The sequence below is a fragment of the Undibacterium sp. Di24W genome, assembly GCF_049340325.1.
Taxonomy (GTDB): Bacteria; Pseudomonadota; Gammaproteobacteria; order Burkholderiales; family Burkholderiaceae_D; genus Undibacterium.
Genome location: NZ_JBMPOP010000002.1, coordinates 219,717 through 240,458, shown reverse-complemented (window position 1 = coordinate 240,458; position 20,742 = coordinate 219,717). Strand labels below are relative to the sequence as shown.

The following is a 20,742-nucleotide window of genomic DNA, read 5'->3' as shown; positions in this document are numbered from 1 at the left end:
ATTCCGAGTTGGCCGACAAGTTAAAGGGCGTAAACGGGGACGGCACAGTCATTTTTTATCCAGTCATCAAAATTTGTCGTTACTAAATTAAATCCGTCCTTGGTCATATCGCCATGGTCAACGACAAAAACAGAGCCCATCCATTCTTCGAGAGGAATCACAAATGCGCGTCCTCCGCTGTCATCGCCAATGGCAATATGTCCAGGGCAGTAGACCTTGGTTTCATAGACTGAATTGCGCTCAATGAGGTCTTCCACAGAATAAAGCAGAACGCGATCACCAAATATTTTCTCGGAATGGCCACGTAAAAATTGCGCATACATTTCAGGCAGACGAAGTCCCAACCAAACTTCAAGCTCTGCAATCTTCTTAGTTGCTTCCATGTACTCGCTAGCCTTTTAACGCAAAGCTGATCGGTGCTGTGCGCAATGCACCATAACCGAAGAGCAGAAGGTTGAAAAAATTCTGAACAGCTAAGCACCGATATGCAAAGTATACGTATCGAGCGTTAAGTTAAGGACTGTACTCATTCTAAGTATTCCAAAATGACGTCCTTGCCATTCGCAAGGTTCATGACTGCATCCAGAGTTGGAAGTTCGAACTCCGAATACGAAACCTCGTCGCCACTCATCGGTTGCTCAATAATACCTCTATGTGAAACAGTTATCAGCTTCCGGATTCCAGCGAAAACCCACTCCGCTGGTTGATCGCCCCATGTAAAAGACCCATCAGAATCACCAGATGCAGCTAGACCGCACTTTCGTGCTTCCTCCAATGCTTCGGTCGGCGTGTCCCCAGCAATTAAGTAAATAGTTTCCCATACAGGAAACGTATCTTGTTGCCCTGACTTCAATTTAACATAAAGAATTGCGTGTGCCGAGTACCATGTCATAAGCAAGCCTTAACTAGATATAGGCGACATCATGTCGCATAATAATTCAACCGGGCGCATAACTCTTTTCATCAAATTTCTCCAAAGCAGTTATGTGGGGTGGGTACAAGCTTAGAATGCAAGATCGTCCCCAAAGTATAGACTTGCGAAAAGAGTCGCTACAACAAAGGCACATATCAGTACGACAAGGAGCAGTACACGCGCCCAACTTGGCATACGCTGCCAGAAAGGCAAACTGAGACTCCATGTGCCGAATAGCTCAAATGCAGCATAGGCTGCCAGTCCTAAAGGAATAGCCAGCATCCACCAAAAATAAGAGAACACGAAACTCTTGTCTTCGCCGGGAAACACCGCCACTACAATACCAACTAGGCAGGCAAAGCCAGCAAGAGCGACTAGCGCAGTTCGAAATCGCTGTTTAGTTCGATGAGCAAAGAACATTTTTCTCCTTAACGCAAAAGTGATGTTCGCCGCGAGTTGCGGTCAGCACGAAGAAATAATGTTAACACGACGTCATTATCCAATGCCTTGTTAGGAGTTTCGTCGGTCAACACAAAGCTTTCCTCTTTCAACGCAAAGCCAACCTAAACCCAGCGAATTAAAGCCAACCGCCCAGGTTGGTTGCCCCTTATCGTGACTGAAAGTTGAAATCCATAATTTATTTGAAAGCTGCATTTGAAGCTCCGGAATTCTACCAACTGTCTGAGCCGAAACGATAGTAGTGTTTAACAGTAAATTAGAAATTGATATGCGACGCTTTGGCGTGTCGTGACTACCGCCGAGAATAGATCTTTGACGTTCCACTCTCCAGTCGAAATCAACCATAACGGTAACCTCTCCAATGGAGTTGCCCAAAGAGCCGTCTTTTCGTTTGTTCCCTTCGGACAGCGTACCAAGTTCAAGAAAAAGTGCAGAACCAATACCGAGCCAGACATGTGAAACAGTCATTCCTGAAAGCAAGGCCAAGGATGGAGATGATTTTATTTTTAACTCCTAACATTTAGATGAACGGGACGCCGTCACCAGAATTAAAGAACAAGAAGACCTTACCAGCGACTCCGTTCGACCGCCCTACTGAAACATTTTAGCCCTGACGGTCATCGTGCCCTCTTCGTTTGAACGTTTCACTTGATAATGATGAAAGAGTCATATAGTTGCCAACGGGCGCAAAATCTGGATTGTTGTGAGATAGTGGGTTTTCTTCTATCCACTCAACTACGACAGATTGATTGCTAATAATATTCTCATTTTTTGCCCATTCATAGAATGATTTATCAATGTCATTCAGTGCCAAATCTAAACCGATAGCCACAACTCGTGCTAGTGATTCCTGATCGGGACCATAGCTTGCCATGATTTCGTCAGCCAACATTACTTCAGTTCCGCAAAGGCATTTCATTGAGCATTTCAACGTCTGAGGCCAACGGTAAGCAACATACGCCGCGAGGCGGCAACCTGATGTTGCTTGTCCGTATTGGCCGAAATGCTAGACATGCGAGGAGATACTCTCAAATAAGCCTTGGCAGGAGGTTGTAGCACCATGCTCCCATGGGTACGCGTGAGCCCGAAGCAGTTGGGCCTTTGCCTTCCATTCTCCGACAGCGACCACCTTGCCCTGATATGCAGCGTGGACGTCGATATCGGACTTTCTGTCAACGCACGCCACGACTGTTAGCTCTTCACCTACCATCATCTCTCCTACCTGTTTCGGTGCATCACCGATCTTGCCAGCAAGAGATTCTGGGTCGAACAGCGGAACGACCTCAACGGCTCGAACCTAAATTACCTCTGCAGTGTTCAGCCATGAGCCTGCGACGACTACTAGCGCTAGGACGCTGCAGGCTGACAGGAGAAGTATAGATGTACGCATTGCTGGTCTAACGTTTGAGTTCAATGGGGCGCCTGCGCGTCTGTGTGCAACGACAAGTTAGAGAGAGGGGCGACATAGGACTTGATTTCGCTGACGTATTGGTCGCTATCTATGTGTCCCTTAACGTATTCTCTTGTACCATTGCTGATACTAATTTTACGCTTTTCGTTTACAAAAAATACGTATGACATACCAGCAAGCATTGGAACTCCACAAGTTCCCTTGCCTTTGCCTGTTATTACGGTCGTTCGCTTTTGACTATTGCCCTTCAAGTTTTGTGTAACCTCAACCTCGGCCTGAACGCCAGACCAACCTGGTAGGCTAGGATGAGAGGCAAGCTTTTTCATAGCAACTACTCGGCCCACGAAAATTTCGTTTGCACCAGTAACATTATCTTGAACGGTATAAGGTCTCACGCAAGAACAGGCGCCCGCATGCGAGTACATAAATGAGGCTACAAAAAATAACAGTGCGCGATAGGTCATTGGTTTCTTTTCAACGTGACGCATAAAATTTTTCATAAAATCGCTCCAAAGCAGCATGAATACTCATTTTCAGCAAAGTAGGGTCGGTTTTCACCATACCAAAATTTTTACAAAAGCGTCACGCACTAAAGCTAGTCATTTTATCAAGCCATCTCAGCGCGTCAAGCAAACGATGTTAAGTCATGTAGGGCGGGCGCAGGCTTATTCCACACTTCAGAAGTATTGATTAATTTTTTGCACGTTGGGAGGAAGTTCATAACGGGAGCTTAGGCGTCGCCGTTAAGTGACCCACCCAACCTTATTGCCAATGTTGTTCCATACGTTTCGTAGTACGCTAGGATCTTCAGATGTTATGACGATCAAGGACAGCAAAAGATCCGACGCGAAGCTTGTGGGAACACCGCCTACAAGAAATTTAATTTCAACAAAGTCTTCGCCAGGTGTGAATAAAGGTGAGGGAATCTCCTTGATCTCCAAACCGCACATTTCGACTTGCTGCAGGAAGCGCCTCACACAGGGGCGCCACTCACGATTTTCGAATGAGTCATTCCATTCGTACGACAACCACAGGGCATCGGGTTCAGAGGTGCTTGAACCCATTCTGTAAAGCGAGTACCCCGCAACGGACGTGGACACCTTCCTTGCGAATAGTCTTGACAGGAATTTCATGAAGTCCAACGCAAAAATGACCTACACATTGCGTCCAAGTCGATTGTGAGGTTAAGAGGCATTAAGTTATTTATGATCCGCATTTAGAACTGAAGTATTGAACACAAATTTTTGCTTTTTTCCTGCTCCGTTTTCCGCTTGCAGGACATCATAGCTATCGCCATTATGTTTATCTAAGCTTTGCTTTTTCTTGGAGAATCCAAGGCGCCACAAAACCATTTCCTCTTCCGCAATATTTATAACTCTGCAGTTATCTTTAAACGAAGAACATTGGGTGCCTCTAGTAATGGATGTAATTATTTTCTCGGCAATTTCTAGATATTTTTTTGATAGTCGCTTTAATTCTGCATTTTGCGCTGGCTTATTATTGGGTGAAACTAACGATTCGTAGGAATCTCCAATCATCTTGTGCGCCATTATGCTAAAAGGATAAATCGCTAATAATTCATCTAATTTTTTCAAAGCTGCGAACGAATCACCATCCCTCCAAAGTTGCATGGCCTGTTTTGTCATCGCGCTTTCTATACCCAAAATAGCATAAGGCTTGTATGCAGGGTCTGCGGCAAATTTCATGCGAGCTTTTTCATAGTCGACATTTGCGGCCTCAGCACCAATAGCAAGGTTTACGAAACACTCAAGAATAACTCCAAACAAGATTCGGTAAACCATATTAGTCCTAACTAGATATAAGCGACATCATGTCGCCTAATTTTTCAACGAGATGCATAAAACTTTTCACAAAATCGCTCCAAAGCAGCATGAATACTAGTTCTCAGCAAAGTAGGTCAGATTTTCACCGCACCAAAATACTTACAAAAAGTGTCACGCACTAAAGCTAGTCATTTTATCAAGCCATCTCAGTGCGTCAAGCAAACAATGCTCAGTTCAGTTCAGTTCAGTTCAGTCTCGGTCGATTGATTGTGCTTAATTGTCGGCTCCGTGGATGTCAGCGATCAATTGCCTCAGCAAGCGCTACATATGCTTTCTGCCGCAATATTTTTTTATCTCTACTGAACGCAGTAATGGATTTCCCCACACCTACCCATCCCAAATTTTTCTCAATTGATCCCAAGCCAGATGCTTTTATCCCTAAGTCGTGTCAAGCTGTAACATTCCTCTATTGTTGATACCCTTACGCCCATGCAGGCTAGCTTCGACCCAACCAGATTGACGACAGTACACGATATCGGCGGCTCTAAAAAGAGTTTGTGGCGATCGATTGCTGTTGTCTGGTTGTTGTGGACGGTCTTACTCTTTTTGGCGACATTTGCGAATCTTTATGACCTGCGCAATGTGGGCGTGGCTACCAATATTCAACGGCAGCTGTTTAAGTTTTTTGTGGTCTTGTTGCCCTGGGCTCTGCTGAGTACCGGTTTGACGCTGTATTTTGCGAGTTTGCGTGAAAGTATCCAATGGCGCTTGGCCTTGAAGATTCTTCTGTTTTTGATGCTGGTTTTTTTACCTGTGTACATAATCTATGAACATGCTTTCTTTGCCTATCGTTTGAATAAGCATGAACCCAGTTGGGATGAGATTGTGCAACGGTTTTCACCTATGCAAATGTGGGTGGATGTGATGTTTCTGTTATGTATTCTGTCGGCGCATTTAACCTCCAGCTATTGGCAACGTAGTCGTCAGCAATTGATGATTGCCAGCCAATCGCGGCAAGACATACTTGCACTGAAATTGCTGCAATTGCGCTCGCATCTTGAACCCTACTTTTTGTTCAGTTCGCTGGAGGGGATAGAGAATTTGCTGATCAATGCTGAAGGGCCGATGGCCACGCGCGCCTTGGCACGTTTGAGTGATTTGTTACGCTATGTTTTAGAATCTTCGCAAGAGACAGCGATTAGTATCGATAGTGAATTTCGTTTTACAAAAGATTATTTGAGTTTACAAAATCTACGTTTCGCTGATCGCCTGAAAGTCGAATGGACGCAAGAGGCACGAGATTGGTCGGCGCACCAGATTCCGCCATTGCTACTGTATCCCTTGTTTGATTACGCGGTACGCAATATGCAAGGGAACCTGCAGAACGCGGAGGGGCATATCCGTGTTCAGGTAGGTATAGTGCGGAATGTTTTACATTTGGCGCTAGATTTCAGTGCCGACGCTGGGCACGTGCCAACAATGACCGAAGAATTGCAGGCGGCGCAACTACGTATTGCGTTATTGCAAGGCAAAGACGCTGCGATTAGCTTTGTGCGTCACTCAGACTCAGAAGTATTCGCCCACGGAATAATATTAGACTTTCGTTTGCCGGAGTTGAGTGATGCCTAGACAAGGAACAGAATTATTTGTTGGCAAGGCAGGCAAGCTTCGGCAATTGATCGTCATGTGCGCGCTCCTGTTTAGTTTGTGGAGCTGTATCGCCGTGTTTCACGCACTGGCCTTTTTTTTGGATGCCCAACCCAATACGCTGACGCAATCCAAAGCGTCGATATTGCTTCAATATTGGCTCATCATTACACCACTGTCTTTGGGGAATTGCCTACTTGCGGTAGCTATTTGGTATAAGCCAGAACAGATATTGAAACCCCGCTACATGATAATGAGCGCCCTATTGATGGTTGTTTTTGGATTGCCATTACTGAATGCAAATAAGGTGATGATCACACTGCTGTTCGCAGATAAACCGCTATCACTTTTTCTGCCAGAGATTAAGAAATTCTCGGCCTTTTATCTGTGGATCGATATGTTTTTGATTCTCTTTTCCTATTTTTTACAAATAGGTTTCGCCGCTTGGCAACGTACGGTGGCACGTGAATTGGAATTGATCTCCACACAAAATGAAAGTTTGGAATTACGCCTGCAACTCTTGCAGGGACAGCTAAAGCCACACTTCTTATTCAATGCGCTCAATAGTATCAGCGCGCTAGTCCGTGGTGCGGACCGGCAGTTAGCGGCGACAGCTTTAAGACAACTTAACGCGCTATTACGCTATGTGCTCGATTCGAGTAAGCATGAATGGTTGAGTGTGGCCGATGAATTGCAATTTGTGCGCGATTATCTCAATATGCAATTGCTGCGTTTTGGTGACCGTATGCAGATAGTCTGGCATATCGAAGACAGGGATTGGCAAGCAGTGCCTTGTCCACCCCTATTGATGCAGCCATCAGTAGAAAATGCGATACACCACGGGGTAGAAACCCACCACGAGCAGTGCCGCATTGAAATACAATTGAGCATGGTGGATGGTAAAACCATTTTTCGTATTCACAATGCGGTGTTTGCACCCAGCAGGGCTAGCGGTGGACATGGACTAGGTATAGCCTCGACACGCGAACGCTTGCAGATACTGTACCAAGGGCGGGCCAGTTTGGTGACGACGCAGACAGCAAGTGAATTTATTGCTGAGATCAGTATTCCTCAAAAGACCCTAGGTAACTCCTGAGTTAAAAGAAAAAATGGACACCCAAAAATACAAAGTCATGATGGTCGATGACGAGTTGCCGGCTCTGACCAATATGCAATACGCTTTAGCCGATCATACCGACTGGATGTTGGTCGCAAGCTGTCATTCCACTGCGCAAGCGCGTTTGCTATTGCAAAACGAAACCATCGACCTAGTCTTATTAGATATAGAAATGCCGACTCAGTCAGGGCTAGATTTCGCACGCGAACTGATCCAATACCCGCAGCCGCCACTGATCGTCTTTATCACGGCCTACAATAAACATGCGGTCAGTGCCTTCGAAATTTTTGCACTCGACTACCTACTCAAACCCTTTGATGACGAGCGCTTTGGCGCGATGCTGGCACGTGCCAAACTTGCGCTGCAGACCAAACAACAATTGGCGCAAAGCGCAGTGATGCAAGATTATTTTCTCGAAAAGGATGCGGAAAAGTCAGGTGCGGCGACACCCAACTTAAGCCATGTTGCGGTGCGTTCGGTCGGCAAGATAGAACGTATCGATATTCATGAAATTATTTGGTTAAGTGCAGCAGCTAATTACGTGGAGTTGCATTTGATTGATCGCGTGATTTTGCACAGAACGACGATTTCAGCTATGGAAGAACGGCTTCCTAAGACGCAATTCTTGCGCTTGCATAGAACAGCCTTGGTTCGCATTGATGCGATTCGCACTTTAGAAATATCTCAGGACGGTGCCTATGCTGTTCTATTGAGTAATGGCGATACAGTTAGAGTCAGTGATACTCATATCAAAAAAGTGAAACAGATATTGGCGAGCTAAACCAGGCTTTACTTTTTTCCTTCCCCCTACTAACTGTATAGGGGATGAGACTTGGTTCTTGTTGAAGTCTTTGCAATTTCGACGCATAATTGAAACCCATCCCCACCCTCGCCCTCCCCCTTGAAGAGGAGGGAAAAACGAAATCCTCCTAGCACTAATCCTCCGTGCAAAAACACCACAAGTTCTCACACTTCATCCCCGCATTTTTTCATTTGATCCCAACACGAAAAACATTGTCCCAAAGTTATTGATGTTCATCCCGCCAAACTGGCGAGATGAAAACCCCTATGTCAAAGTTCTTATCGCTGGATGAGATTGGAGTTTGATATTTGAAAAACTTGGCAATGAAAATTGCGTGTTTTTCAGATATCGAAAAGCCAGCGCCACTGATTTTTAACAGGACATGGTTATGTACAAAAAAAGACGTAGCGGCGGCTTGATGCGAGTTTCTTTTCAATCGCGTTCGGACAGCATGGTTGGAGGAGACTCTTCTACAGAAAGACGCATGGTAAAGGCAAGTATCTTGAAACATCAGTCTTTGCTTCAAGCGCTACTCAAAAATACTTCAAGTCAAACAGAGCAATCTTTCGTGCACCCATAGTGCAACATCAAGACAACAAGGAAAAATATGCAGAACAAGACTCACAGCTTTAAAAAGACGCTATTGGCACATGCCTTAGTCATGGCATTTGGCGTCACGTTGACGTCGGTTGGCGGCATGCAAGCGGCTTATGCGCAATCCAATGCAACCGGTACGATTTACGGAAAGGTCGATAGCGTGGCCGGTGCGACGATTGCGATACAAAACACCGATACTGGTTTAAAACGTATTCTCCCACTAGATGCAGCAGGTCGTTATACCGCGACCGCTTTACCGGCTGGACACTACAAGGTGGATTTATTAAAAGAAGGTAAGGTCACTAATACCCAAGAACTCGATATCATTATCGGTCAGGGCGTTGAAGCTTCATTTGTGGCTAATGCTACACAGACAGTAACCGTATCTGCCACCCGTTCCAGAATCGACGTTTCCAATACCAATAATGGTGCTATCTTTACTGGCAAAGAATTAGCAAAATTGCCGATGCAAACGAATCTGACGGCCATCGTCTTATTGGCACCCAATACGACTAAAGGTGATGCGGCTTATGGCAACGTAGCTAGTTTTGGTGGTGGCGGTGTCTCAGAAAATGCCTACTACATCAATGGTCTCCCAGTGACTAATCCCTTGTCGCAAATCGGGTCGACGCAATTGCCTTGGGGTGCAATCTCCCAAACATCCATCATTACTGGTGGCTTTGGCGCTGAGTTTGGCCGTTCAATCGGTGGTGTGATGAATGTGACGACAAAGAGCGGTACTAATAATTGGGAGACGGGTGTTTCTTACAGCATTACGCCCAATAGTTTGCGTTCAAAACCACGCAATATCTATTTCCCGCAGACCGGTAGCGATGATCATCTGGATGGAACTTTACATTTCAAAAACGATGCCAGCTACAACAAAGTCACTCAGTACGGTGCCTACCTGGGCGGCCCTTTGGTACAAGACAAACTATTTATGTTCGCTGCAGTAGAAAAGAACTTGACCGATGGTAGTGCTGTGAATGACCTCACCAGTAATACCTTGGCGCGTGATGGATGGCTGAGCTCCCATACTGAAGTCACGCGTTATCTCGCCAAATTTGATTGGAATATCTCGGATGACCATCGCGTAGAATGGACTTCCATCGGCGATAACGCCACCGCTAGAAGTGGTAGCTATGGATACAATGTCGCGACAGGCGCGCACAATACGACAAAATATACCGAAACGATTTCCAAAAACTTTGGTTCAACCGGAGCGGATTCCAATGCCTTGAAATACACAGGTCAACTGACCGACGCCTTGACTCTAACTGCCTTGGTCGGTCAGCTCAAAGCGAAACGTGGCGTGACCTATTTTGATGGCAATCCAAATGGCACGATACATTCCGTTGCGTCGTCTACTCGTACTCGCGTGCCTGAAATTGATCCGAATAACTATGTGAACAAAGTGAAATACGGCGGCAGCTTGACTCGCCCTGGTGATGACGACGTGAAGTCCTATCGTTTGGATTTGGAATACAAGTGGAATGAACACACGTTCCGCGCTGGTATTGACCGCGTTGATTTGGCTTCGTCGAATGTCGGTGTGCAGTCCTCTGGTGGCGGTACGTGGGTGTATAACCGTGTGCCTATCGGCAATGAAAAAGTGCCGACTAATCTATCAATTAGCCGCCCTGCAATTGTGGCAAATTATGGCGGTTATGGAACGCGTGGCTACTACGTGACAGAGAATGTTTTCTCAAGTCTGACGCAGGCGGGATCGCAACAAACCGCGCAGTATTTTGAGGACCGTTATCAAGCGACAAAGAATCTCTTGATCGTGGCTGGTTTGCGCAACGACCAATACAATAATACGAATGGCGATGGCGAAAAATTTGTCGACATGAAGAATCAGTTAGCGCCGCGTTTGTCCGCTTCATGGGATGTTAATGGCGACTCCTCGATGAAAGTGTTTGGTAGCGCAGGTCGTTATTTCTTACAAATGCCAACACGTGTATCGGCGCGCGCCGCCAGCCGTTCTACCTTGACCCGTCAAGATTTCACCTACACTGGTGTGGATAGCAATGGCCAACCATTAGGTTTACGTGCGATCAACGAGGTGGGTACGCCCGATGGTGAAATTGGACAGACTAAAGATCCACGCTCCGTCGTCTCAAAAGGTTTGAAACCAAATTACCAAGATGAATTTACACTTGGCTTAGAGCGAGCTATTAGTCCTAGTTTAAATCTCGGTGCGAAATTCACCTACCGTAATTTAGGTGCAGGTATCGACGACGATTGCGATACACGGGTTATCGCTGCCTATTCGAAAAAAGTCGGCTTGAAGCAAGAAGGTAATCCGACTGGCTACTTGAATTGCTTCATCTTTAACCCAGGCCGCGATGCAACGATTTGGGTTGAAAGTCATAATGCGCAAGGCTTGGCTACAGGGAATGGTCGTTATGTGACTTTTACAGCGGCAGAATTGGGTTTCCCGAAAGCCGAACGTAAATACGTCGCACTTGATTTCTTTGCTGAGCACCCGCTCACCAATGGTTGGTACGGTAAGTTGAACTACACCTGGTCTCGCAGCGCGGGCAATATGGAAGGTCAAACCAATTCTGATACCGGTCAGCAGGATGTGTCTACCACCGCGAACTGGGATTTCCCAGAGTTCATGGCATTCACCCGTGGCGTTTTGCCGAATGATCGTACGCATGCCATCAAAGCTTTTGGCTTTTATGAGTTCGATAAGGAATGGTCACTCGGTGCGAATCTCTTGATTCAGTCAGGTCGTCCAAAAACTTGCCAAGGTACCGATCTCGATGCAGAAGCGGGTTTGAAAAATGTGAATGGTCCAGAGTGGGGAACGGGCGGCTACGGTGCGGCCTATATGTGGTGTAACGGCAAACCGGCGCCACGCGGAAGTTTGGGCCGCATGCCAACGGAATCCAGTTTGGATTTGAGCTTGACGTATAAACCAGTGGCGTTGAAGGGCATCGTGATTGGTCTCGACGTGTTTAACGTGTCCAATCAGCAGATGGCGTTGACACGCCGAGAAACCTACGACGGTGGTGACGGTGCTATCTTGTCAAACTACGGTGAAGTTCGTCAATACGCACCTGCTCGTACCATGAAACTGCGTGTGGAGTATAACCACAGGTTCTAAGCTGGTTTCACTCAAGCTAATAAAGTTTAGTGAATTTTTGTTGTGAGATGTAGTTGAGCTAGACAGCCGGGGTGATAGTGGCTGTGATTTCGGAGCTGCTTGCACTTTGTGCGAGTGGCTCTTTTTTTATGGGTTTTTAATGACGGACATTGAATGCTGACCCAATATCTGCGTCGCTTCAAGCCCTAGTTATCTACATAAGACGGAGCACCACTAAACGTCCCCACCCTTTCAAGGGGAGGGCTAGGGTGGGGACGGGTTAAGGTGAAGCAATCCGCGGTTCTTACGGCATGATTTTGAAAAAGCATTGCTCCAACCTGAACCACCCTCACCCTAGCCCTCTCCCGCTTGCGGGAGAGGGAACATTCAGAACAACAAATTTCGTAGGGCGTGTGCAACCCGCGCCGCCAAGCTATTGAGTAACCGACCTACTCGACTAAACGTCCCCTCCCTTTCAAGGGGAGGGCTAGGGTGGGGACGGGTTAAGGTGAAGCAATCCGCGGTTCTTACGGCATGATTTTGAAAAAGCATTGCTCCAACCTGAACCACCCTCACCCTAGCCCTCTCCCGCTTGCGGGAGAGGGAACATTCAGAACAACAAATTTCGTAGGGCGTGTGCAACCCGCGCCGCCAAGCTATTGAGTAACCGACCTACTCGACTAAAAGTCCACTCCCTTTCAAGGGGAGGGTTAGGGTGGGGATGGGTTAAGGTGAAGCAATCCGCAGTTCTTACAGCATGATTTTGAATAAGCAATTCTCCAACCTGAGTCACCCTCACCCTTGCCCTCTCCCGCTAGCGGGAGAGGGAACATTCAGAACAACAAATTTCGTAGGGCGTGTGCAACCCGCGCCGCCAAGCTATTGAGTAACCGACCTACTCGACTAAACGTCCCCTCCCTTTCAAGGGGAGGGTGGGGATGGGTTGAGGTGAAGCAATCCGCAGTTCTTACAGCATGATTTTGAAAAAGCATTGCGTCAACCTGAACCACCCTCACCTTAGCCCTCTCCCGCTTGCGGGAGAGGGTATTTTGTTCACCTCTCAACTTTTGTGGAAACCCGTGCCTTGACGGTGCAGGGAATTGTCGAGCCAATATCGTCAGCGTCCATTGGTCGCCTAAATTGCCACGAAACAAATTTGATCTAAACCAAACTAAGTTCTTCCACGCACTGGTCTTACCACCTGATAGATGCAATTAAAGCTACACTAGCGCCACTTTGCCAGGTGGTCTGCCTGCTGTTGGAATTTCCTCGCTGCATTTGTCAATCCATCCCGAATGGAGGATACTTGCAATATGGGAATTTCTAGAGACTTTCCACTACGTTTGATTGCAAGCTTTCTTACCCAGAAAGCGTACGCAATTAAACACTAAAACTAAAACAAATTGGCACTTCTTGAACTTTAAACAAGTAAGGAACAAGCATGACCTCATCCCATTTTGCCGAACTCATGGCATATGCCCAAGAACATTCTGGCTCAGCCAGCAAACGTCAAGGCGGCTTTATCGCTGCTTATTATGAAAACACCGATCCTGATGAAATCACCACGCGTGGCGCGGCGAATTTGTTTGCTTTGGCGAATGCGCATTGGCGCTTGTTAGATTCGCCCCGCGCGGCGAATAGCCCGAAGATCCGCGTGTTTAATCCTAGTTTGGCCGAAGATGGCTTTGTCAGTGAACATACGGTCGTGCAGATCGTGAATGACAATATGCCGTTCCTGGTTGACTCCGTCACGATGGCGATTAACCGCAGCGGTCGTACCGCGCATTGGATCGTCCATCCTTTGATGAGCGTAGCGCGCAACGCCGATGGCAGTATTGATACGGTCAGCACAGTCGCCGCAGCGCAAGCAGCGGGACGCAATGATGCCGTCGAATCCCTGATCTTGGTCGAATGCGACCGTATCGTCAGCGCCGCTGAACAACAAGCTTTGGTCGATGAATTAACCCACATCTTGTCAGACGTACGTGGTGCAGTCGTCGATTGGCAGCCGATGTTGAACCGTGTCAAAGAACTCATCACCGCCTCAGAAAAATTCACAGGCACGCATCAAAGTCATGGCGAGGGTATCGCCTTCTTACGTTGGTTAGAAGACCGCCATTTCACTTTCCTCGGTGCGCGTGATTACGAACTCAAACGTAATGGCAATCAAGTCAGCCTAGTCGCCTTAGCAGATTCCGGCCTCGGCATTTTGCGCGGCAAAGTACAAACCAGCGAAACCACCTTGCCACCAGAAGTGGTCGCCCTGATTGATTCTGAAGAAACCGTCTTGGTCACCAAAGCCATGACACGTGCCACGGTACATCGTCCAGCCTGGCTCGATTACATCGCCGTTAAACGCTTTAATGATGCTGGCGAAGTGATCGGTGAATCGCGCTTCCTCGGTCTCTACACGTCCACCGCCTACTCCGCAGCCGTCAGCGAGATACCACAAGTACGCCAACGCACAGCGGCAGTCATGAGCGCAGCGGGTGTAGTACCTGAGAGCCATGCAGCCAAAGCCTTGCAATCGATTCTCGATGACTATCCACGTGATGAATTATTCCAAGTCGATACAGCGACTTTGACCGATCACGCGATTGGCATTTTGCGTTTGCAAGAACGTCAGCGTGTACGCTTGTTCTTACGTCGTGATCCATTCGGTCGTTTTACTTCCGCCCAAGTATTCGTACCACGTGACCGCTACAACACCGAATTGCGCGTCAAGATCAGTAGCGAATTGATGGCGGCATTAGATGGCCATTCCATCGAATTCACCCCGATGCTGACCGACAGCCCATTAGCGCGTATCCATTATTTGGTACGTGCCAAAACCGATGCGCCGATGAGCACCAATGTGAACGTCTCCGCACTCGAAGCCCGCATCGCCAAACTCGCCCAGCGTTGGGAAGATGATTGCAGCACTGAACTCTTGCGCACGCATGGCGAAGGTCGTGGTCTGGATCTGGCAAATCGTTTTGCCAATGCTTTCCCTAGCGCGTATCGCGAAGATTTCACGCCACAAGGCGGTGCCGAAGATGCCGATATCTTGGCGCATCTGTCCAAAGCATCCCCACTGGCGGTTAAGTTGTATCGTCCACTCGACGCAGTCGCAGGCTTGTTACGCTTTAAGATTTACAACACCTCTAAAGTGGCTTTGTCAGACTCACTGCCAGTGTTAGAACGCATGGGCGCACGCGTGCTCGACGAGCATCCATACCACGTGGCCGATGGCGACAGCGAATTGTGGATTCATGATCTGGGTTTGCAATTACCAGTCGCTACCGATCTCACCGCAGTCAAAGCCCGCTTTGAAGAATTATTCTGCCAGGCATGGCGCGGTGAAGTCGAGAGCGATGATCTGAATCGCTTGGTCTTGAACACAGCCCTCGATGCACGTTCCATCGGTGTCTTGCGCGCATGCTCACGCTACTTCAAACAACTCGGTTTCGCCTACAGCCAAAACTATATCGAAGCAGCTTTGAACAAAAACTGTGGCATCACGCAATTGATCGCAGAATTGTTCGGCGCACGTTTCAAACCCGATTTTGTTGGTGATCGTGAAGTCGCACAAAAGCATATCCGCGAACAAATCGAAGCCGCGATGAGCCAAGTCGCCAGCCTCGACGAAGACCGCATCTTGCGCCAATTCATCGCAACGATTTTGGCAACACTGCGTACCAACTTGTGGCAAACCACAGAGACAGGCGCGTTCAAGCCATACATGAGTTTCAAACTCAATCCACGCGAAGTGCCCGGCGTGCCAGAACCAAAACCGCTGTTCGAAATCTGGGTCTATTCCCCACGTGTCGAAGGCGTGCATTTACGCGGCGGCAAAGTCGCCCGCGGTGGTTTGCGCTGGTCAGATCGTCGTGAAGATTTCCGTACCGAGATTCTCGGTCTGGTCAAAGCACAGCAAGTCAAAAACACCGTCATCGTGCCGGTTGGCTCCAAAGGTGGTTTCGTCCTCAAAAATCCACCAGCGATGAGCGACCGCGAAGCCTATCAAGCTGAAGGCGTGGCGTGCTACAAAATCTTCTTGTCCGGCATGTTGGACGTGACAGACAACATCGTCAAAGGCAATGTCGTACCACCGACCAAAGTCGTGCGTCATGATCCAGATGATCCATATTTGGTCGTCGCTGCCGACAAAGGCACGGCAACCTTCTCCGATATCGCCAACGGCGTCTCCGCTGATTACGGCTTCTGGCTCGGCGATGCATTTGCCTCTGGTGGCTCGGTCGGTTACGACCATAAAAAAATGGGCATCACCGCACGCGGCGCATGGGAATCCGTCAAACGTCATTTCCGCTCATTCGGTCACAACACGCAGACCACGCCATTCACAGTCGCGGGTATCGGCGATATGTCGGGTGACGTGTTTGGTAACGGCATGCTCTTGTCGGAACAAATTAAATTGGTAGTCGCATTCGATCACCGCCATATTTTCATCGACCCAACACCAGATGTCGCTAAGTCATTCGCCGAACGTCAACGCATGTTCAATCTGCCGCGCTCCAGCTGGGAAGACTACGACAAGAGCCTGATCTCCAAAGGCGGCGGTATTTATCCACGCGGCGCCAAATCGATTAGCTTAACTCCCGAAGCCCGCGCCGTCCTAGGCATAGAGACCGAAGAACTCACGCCAGTTGAATTGCTCAAAGCGATCTTGCAAGCGCCTGTCGATTTGCTCTACAACGGCGGTATCGGTACCTACGTCAAAGCGACCTACGAAACCCACGCCCAAGTCGGCGACAAATCCAGCGATGCTTTCCGCGTCAATGGTAACGAGCTGCGCTGCAAAGTCTTGGCAGAGGGCGGTAACCTCGGTTGCACACAAAACGGTCGTATCGAATTCGCGCAAAAAGGTGGCCGCATATACACCGACGCGATTGATAACTCCGCTGGTGTCGATTGCTCCGATCACGAAGTCAATATCAAAATCTTGGTCGGCGCGATCACCGAAGCAGGCGATCTCACGCTCAAACAACGCAATGATTTGTTAGCCTCGATGACCGATGAAGTCGGCCACTTAGTCTTGACCGACAATTACTACCAAGGCCAGGCACTCGACATCGCTTGCCACCGTCCTTTGTATGTACTCGATGGTCAACAACGCTTGATGCAAACTTTAGAAGGTCAAAAGCGTCTGAATCGTGCGATTGAATTCCTCCCATCCGATGAAGAAATCGCCCGTCGCCGCGCGCACAAACAAGGCTTAACCGCACCAGAAAACGCCGTCGTCTTAGCCTACGCCAAGATGGCCGTGTTTGATGAATTGGTCGCTTCCAATTTGCCAGACGATCCATTCTTCAGCCGTGCGTTAAAAGCCTACTTCCCACAAGTCTTGTCTGAGAAGTTTGCCGATGCCATCGCCAATCATCAATTGAAACGTGAAATCATCGCGACCTTTATCACCAACACCGTGGTTAATCGCACTGGCGCAACCTTTGTGAATTTCATCGCCTCAGAAGCCGCCGCTTCCGCCGCCGATGTGATCCGCGCGTTCACACTGGCACGCGAAATTTTTGATCTGGAAGCATTGTGGGATCAAATCGATGCGCTCGATTACAAAGTCGATTCTAAATTGCAGTTAGACCTGCTCAGCAAATTGACCGCCATCGCCCAACGCGCCTCACGCTGGATGCTACGCGCCCGCACTGCGAATGCCGACTTGCCAACGCTGATCCAACGCTACCAACCAGGCGCACGCGAGCTCCGCGCCAACGTAGCGACCTGGTTACCAGCCGCAGCCTACGCCAGCTTACAAGAAGCCAGCGCAGCCCTGGTCAAAGCCGGTGTCGAAGCAGGCCTAGCAGAAAACTTAGCCGCGCTGGAATTCATCTTCCCAGCCTTGGACTTAGTCGATCTGGCACAAAGCACAAGCAGTGATTTAGAAAAAGCCGCCCGCACTTATTTTGGCGTCGATGCCGAATTAGGCTTAACCGGATGGCGCGATCAAATCAACCGCCTGCCAACCGACACGCTATGGCAAACACAAGCCCGCGGCAGTGCCCGCGACGACGTGTATTCCATCGCCAGCCAAGTCACCAAATCACTGCTATCACGCCAAGAAGACATCGCAAGCTGGCGCGAACAACACACAGCAGCGATCGTGAAGTTGAATCAATTGTTGGCGACGATTACCACGCAGGGTGCGGATTTGGCGCCGGTGTCTGTGGCGTTGCGGGAGTTGCGTAGTTTGGCTTGAGTTTGTACTTAGCTAGATCGAAGTTGTGTAGTGGGCACGAATTTTGTGCCCACGCTTCGTTCAAATTGAAAGTAGCGCTAGAAATTATGTGAAATTATGGATGTGTAGTTGAGATTTATCATATATGATCCAACATCAATAAAAATTTTTCTGAAAAAAAAACACTAATGCAGCAACTCATAAAAAATTTAAGTAAGAAAAAAATGGCGATCAACTGATCGCCATTTTTTTTACATGTAAGCAGATTTTAGATTACATCTAAATGCCAGAAAAGCTCTTACTTTTTTACATATAACATCAACTTTATTAATGAGTTATTTCAAGACGTCAACATGTGTTTGGCGTGTTTCAATTTGTGAGGGCTAAGAATGAATATAGAACAGTACTATTTTGAAATAAATAGAAAATCGCAGGACATTTTTTCACGCTCAATGAAATCACCGGTGTTGCAATCAAAAGCCCATTCGTTCGCTACGGATTGGAATGAACTAATTTTTTGTCTAGACCAAAAGGATGAGCGCGCAATGATGTCAGTTGTGTGTTCACAGGTAGAGACTGCAAGTTTGTCCATCTCGTTGGGTCTCTATCGATCTGCTTTTTGTGCTTTGAGGTTAGGATTTGAAATAGGTGTTGCTGCGATCTATTTTTCTGCTAATAAATTGGCATTTAGAGAGTGGCAGTTAGGTAGTGATTTGGGCGATATTAAATGGTCGACAATCATGGACGAGAACAGCGGCGTACTTTCTCCAAGATTTATTAGCGCATTCTTCCCTGAATTACTTCCACATGTTGGTACGTACTATTCTCGATCTAAGGAATGTTTTCGTTTTTTGTCGGAATATGTTCATGGGAATAATGATACTTGGACTGCTACAGGTATTTCGCTATCCTATAACGCCGCATTAGAAGAAGCTTTCTCCGAGAGATTGAATGATGTCGTCGAAATTTTGATGTTTATATTCTGTTGTAGATATTTAAAACAACTTGATGTGGTCTCTTTAGATAAGCTTCAGCCAGTAATTTTGGAAACTTTTACGCATATTGAACCGATAAGGGTTTTAATTGGAAATTCGGGAGATATTAAATGAGTAGTGATTTCTATTTGCGTACAGAGAGTATCAAGACAGAGGATATTTTAGATTTGTTTGTCGAAAGTAATGAGGACAGTCAAATCATTAAAGCACTTTGTTCGTCTGAACCATGCATATTGGAAGGTTCACGTGGTACTGGAAAATCGTTTCTCATGCGTGTAGCGCAGAAAGAAGTTGAGTCATCAGCTAAGACCAATGTAGCAGTATTTGTTTCGTTCAACATAAGTTCGTTGATCGGAACAGGTGATAGCCATCAGTTCTATCATTGGATGCTTGCAAAAGCATTGCGAGCTTTGATGGTTAGTCTAAAGAAGAAAGGTTTCGATATTTCTCCTTTTAGCTCTGGTTTATTGAGTAGAGATGAGTTTTCTTCTGAGAAGGATATACAACAGAATCTTGAGAGCATCATTAAAATATACGAGGAGTCATATAAAGGAGGAATCAATGTTGATATTGGTTTGCTTCCCGACATCGAAGATGTTAAGGAAGCACTACAAGATATTTGCGAAACCAACGCGATTGATCGTATTTATTTTTTCTTTGATGAGGCGGCGCATGTGTTCCGCCCAGAACAACAACGACAATTTTTCAGCCTGTTCAAAGACTTTCGATCACCATATGTTACCTGCAATGCCGCAATTTATCCCGGAGTAACTTATTTTGGCGATTCGTTTGAACCAATTCACGACTGTATTTACAAGACAATTGAACGAAATATTCGTGATCAAGGCTATTTAGATTATTTTCAAGAAATGGTATTTAAGCAATGTGATCCAGCACATAAAAAAATACTTGAAACCAACGCCGAACTTTTTAATACTTTGATGCTTTCGGGAGGAGGTAATCCTCGCATGATTCTAAAAACTGTTCAAGACTTGCTTAGTCAAAAATTTAATACGACTAGTGTCGAGCAAGTCATAAAAGAATTTTATCGCAATAAAATTTGGTCTGAACATACATATCTCGGAGATAAATATCAAGGGCATAAAACACTTATTGATTGGGGGCGTGAGTTTCTCGAAAAAACCGTTATCCCAAACATTCAGTTACTTAACGAGAGACGACAGGCAAAAGGCGCTAGTGAATCGAGTATCTATTTTTGGATCCATAAAGATGCGCCTGAAACGGTTAAAGAGGCATTACGGTTACTGACATATACTGGAATAATTCGTAAAACTGATAGTGGAGTTCGTGCTACACGTGCGGAGTTAGGAACACGCTATGAAGTTAAGTATGGATGCATTATTTCTTTATATGCAAATCCAAACAAAGAATCAAAAGAATTTTATAAATCACTGTCTTTGAATAAATATCCAGAATTTGGCAAGAGTCATTCTTCATATTCGCCCATTTTAGAGTTGGTAAATACGATTGAAAATGACGTAGAGTTTAGGCGTTCTGTAAAAGAAATGATGAAGCGCCCTATTGAAGTCCTTGCTATCCTCAGTCAATGGAAAATTGGGCAGCTAAAGAGTGCGAATATTCATACAATTGAAGACTTATATGACCGAACTGAATCAGACCTGATTGAGCAAATTTATGGAGTTGGACCCGCAAAAGCTCGCATCATAAAAAATGCAGTTTCAGCCGAACTCTTGGAGTATCTTTCTGGATAAAGT

At 46.9% G+C, this 20,742-nt stretch carries 14 protein-coding genes; 7 read left to right on the top strand and 7 right to left on the bottom strand.

The window, feature by feature from the left end:
- Positions 1-20: 20 nt before the first annotated feature.
- The 7 genes from ACO0KZ_RS04550 to ACO0KZ_RS04520 all read right to left on the bottom strand — a co-directional run bounded on the left by ACO0KZ_RS04550 (position 21) and on the right by ACO0KZ_RS04520 (position 4,585).
- On the bottom strand, positions 21-383 hold the full coding sequence (locus tag ACO0KZ_RS04550) for an SMI1/KNR4 family protein (RefSeq protein WP_422993193.1): 363 nt from the start codon (positions 381-383) through the stop codon (positions 21-23).
- 143 nt (positions 384-526) lie between these two features.
- Positions 527-892, bottom strand: a complete 366-nt coding sequence (locus ACO0KZ_RS04545) for a hypothetical protein (protein WP_422993191.1) — start codon at positions 890-892, stop codon at positions 527-529.
- A 111-nt stretch (positions 893-1,003) separates the two neighbouring features.
- The gene (locus ACO0KZ_RS04540; protein WP_422993189.1) at positions 1,004-1,333 is read right to left on the bottom strand and encodes a hypothetical protein; all 330 of its coding nucleotides are present in this window, start codon (positions 1,331-1,333) and stop codon (positions 1,004-1,006) included.
- 90 nt (positions 1,334-1,423) lie between these two features.
- A complete protein-coding gene (locus ACO0KZ_RS04535; protein ID WP_422993187.1) occupies positions 1,424-1,840 on the bottom strand; it encodes a hypothetical protein in 417 nt (138 codons plus the stop codon).
- Between the two features lie 136 nt (positions 1,841-1,976).
- The gene (locus ACO0KZ_RS04530) at positions 1,977-2,264 is read right to left on the bottom strand and encodes a hypothetical protein (RefSeq protein ID WP_422993185.1); all 288 of its coding nucleotides are present in this window, start codon (positions 2,262-2,264) and stop codon (positions 1,977-1,979) included.
- A 518-nt stretch (positions 2,265-2,782) separates the two neighbouring features.
- Positions 2,783-3,283: a hypothetical protein gene (locus ACO0KZ_RS04525; protein ID WP_422993183.1), complete on the bottom strand. Its 501-nt coding sequence runs from the start codon at positions 3,281-3,283 to the stop codon at positions 2,783-2,785.
- 699 nt (positions 3,284-3,982) lie between these two features.
- Positions 3,983-4,585 (bottom strand): hypothetical protein, encoded by a 603-nt coding sequence (locus tag ACO0KZ_RS04520; RefSeq protein ID WP_422993181.1) that lies wholly within the window; start codon positions 4,583-4,585, stop codon positions 3,983-3,985.
- A 471-nt stretch (positions 4,586-5,056) separates the two neighbouring features.
- On the opposite strand from ACO0KZ_RS04520, the gene ACO0KZ_RS04515 reads away from it, so the two are divergent.
- The 7 genes from ACO0KZ_RS04515 (at position 5,057) to ACO0KZ_RS04485 (ending at position 20,739) form a co-directional block, all read left to right on the top strand.
- Positions 5,057-6,196: a histidine kinase gene (locus ACO0KZ_RS04515; RefSeq protein ID WP_422993179.1), complete on the top strand. Its 1,140-nt coding sequence runs from the start codon at positions 5,057-5,059 to the stop codon at positions 6,194-6,196.
- Entirely contained in the window at positions 6,189-7,310 is a 1,122-nt protein-coding gene (locus ACO0KZ_RS04510; protein WP_422993177.1) for a sensor histidine kinase, read from the top strand. Before ACO0KZ_RS04515 ends, ACO0KZ_RS04510 begins: the two co-directional genes overlap by 8 nt.
- 13 nt (positions 7,311-7,323) lie before the next feature.
- Entirely contained in the window at positions 7,324-8,112 is a 789-nt protein-coding gene (locus ACO0KZ_RS04505; RefSeq protein WP_422993175.1) for a LytR/AlgR family response regulator transcription factor, read from the top strand.
- 628 nt (positions 8,113-8,740) lie between these two features.
- Positions 8,741-11,845, top strand: coding sequence for a TonB-dependent receptor (locus ACO0KZ_RS04500; RefSeq protein ID WP_422993173.1), 3,105 nt, complete (start codon positions 8,741-8,743; stop codon positions 11,843-11,845).
- Positions 11,846-13,265: 1,420 nt separating this feature from the next.
- The gene (locus tag ACO0KZ_RS04495; RefSeq protein WP_422993171.1) at positions 13,266-18,032 is read left to right on the top strand and encodes an NAD-glutamate dehydrogenase; all 4,767 of its coding nucleotides are present in this window, start codon (positions 13,266-13,268) and stop codon (positions 18,030-18,032) included.
- Between the two features lie 368 nt (positions 18,033-18,400).
- Positions 18,401-19,120, top strand: coding sequence for a hypothetical protein (locus ACO0KZ_RS04490; protein ID WP_422993169.1), 720 nt, complete (start codon positions 18,401-18,403; stop codon positions 19,118-19,120).
- On the top strand, positions 19,117-20,739 hold the full coding sequence (locus ACO0KZ_RS04485) for a hypothetical protein (RefSeq protein ID WP_422993167.1): 1,623 nt from the start codon (positions 19,117-19,119) through the stop codon (positions 20,737-20,739). Before ACO0KZ_RS04490 ends, ACO0KZ_RS04485 begins: the two co-directional genes overlap by 4 nt.
- Positions 20,740-20,742: the final 3 nt, after the last annotated feature.

What these genes read in the sequence shown, in the direction of transcription:
- ACO0KZ_RS04550 (WP_422993193.1), bottom strand. Translation starts at nt 383, where the DNA reads ATGGAAGCAACTAAGAAGATTGCAGAGCTTGAAGTTTGGTTGGGACTT.
- ACO0KZ_RS04545 (WP_422993191.1), bottom strand. Translation starts at nt 892, where the DNA reads ATGACATGGTACTCGGCACACGCAATTCTTTATGTTAAATTGAAGTCA.
- ACO0KZ_RS04540 (WP_422993189.1), bottom strand. Translation starts at nt 1,333, where the DNA reads ATGTTCTTTGCTCATCGAACTAAACAGCGATTTCGAACTGCGCTAGTC.
- ACO0KZ_RS04535 (WP_422993187.1), bottom strand. Translation starts at nt 1,840, where the DNA reads ATGACTGTTTCACATGTCTGGCTCGGTATTGGTTCTGCACTTTTTCTT.
- ACO0KZ_RS04530 (WP_422993185.1), bottom strand. Translation starts at nt 2,264, where the DNA reads ATGTTGGCTGACGAAATCATGGCAAGCTATGGTCCCGATCAGGAATCA.
- ACO0KZ_RS04525 (WP_422993183.1), bottom strand. Translation starts at nt 3,283, where the DNA reads ATGAAAAATTTTATGCGTCACGTTGAAAAGAAACCAATGACCTATCGC.
- ACO0KZ_RS04520 (WP_422993181.1), bottom strand. Translation starts at nt 4,585, where the DNA reads ATGGTTTACCGAATCTTGTTTGGAGTTATTCTTGAGTGTTTCGTAAAC.
- ACO0KZ_RS04515 (WP_422993179.1), top strand. Translation starts at nt 5,057, where the DNA reads ATGCAGGCTAGCTTCGACCCAACCAGATTGACGACAGTACACGATATC.
- ACO0KZ_RS04510 (WP_422993177.1), top strand. Translation starts at nt 6,189, where the DNA reads ATGCCTAGACAAGGAACAGAATTATTTGTTGGCAAGGCAGGCAAGCTT.
- ACO0KZ_RS04505 (WP_422993175.1), top strand. Translation starts at nt 7,324, where the DNA reads ATGGACACCCAAAAATACAAAGTCATGATGGTCGATGACGAGTTGCCG.
- ACO0KZ_RS04500 (WP_422993173.1), top strand. Translation starts at nt 8,741, where the DNA reads ATGCAGAACAAGACTCACAGCTTTAAAAAGACGCTATTGGCACATGCC.
- ACO0KZ_RS04495 (WP_422993171.1), top strand. Translation starts at nt 13,266, where the DNA reads ATGACCTCATCCCATTTTGCCGAACTCATGGCATATGCCCAAGAACAT.
- ACO0KZ_RS04490 (WP_422993169.1), top strand. Translation starts at nt 18,401, where the DNA reads ATGAATATAGAACAGTACTATTTTGAAATAAATAGAAAATCGCAGGAC.
- ACO0KZ_RS04485 (WP_422993167.1), top strand. Translation starts at nt 19,117, where the DNA reads ATGAGTAGTGATTTCTATTTGCGTACAGAGAGTATCAAGACAGAGGAT.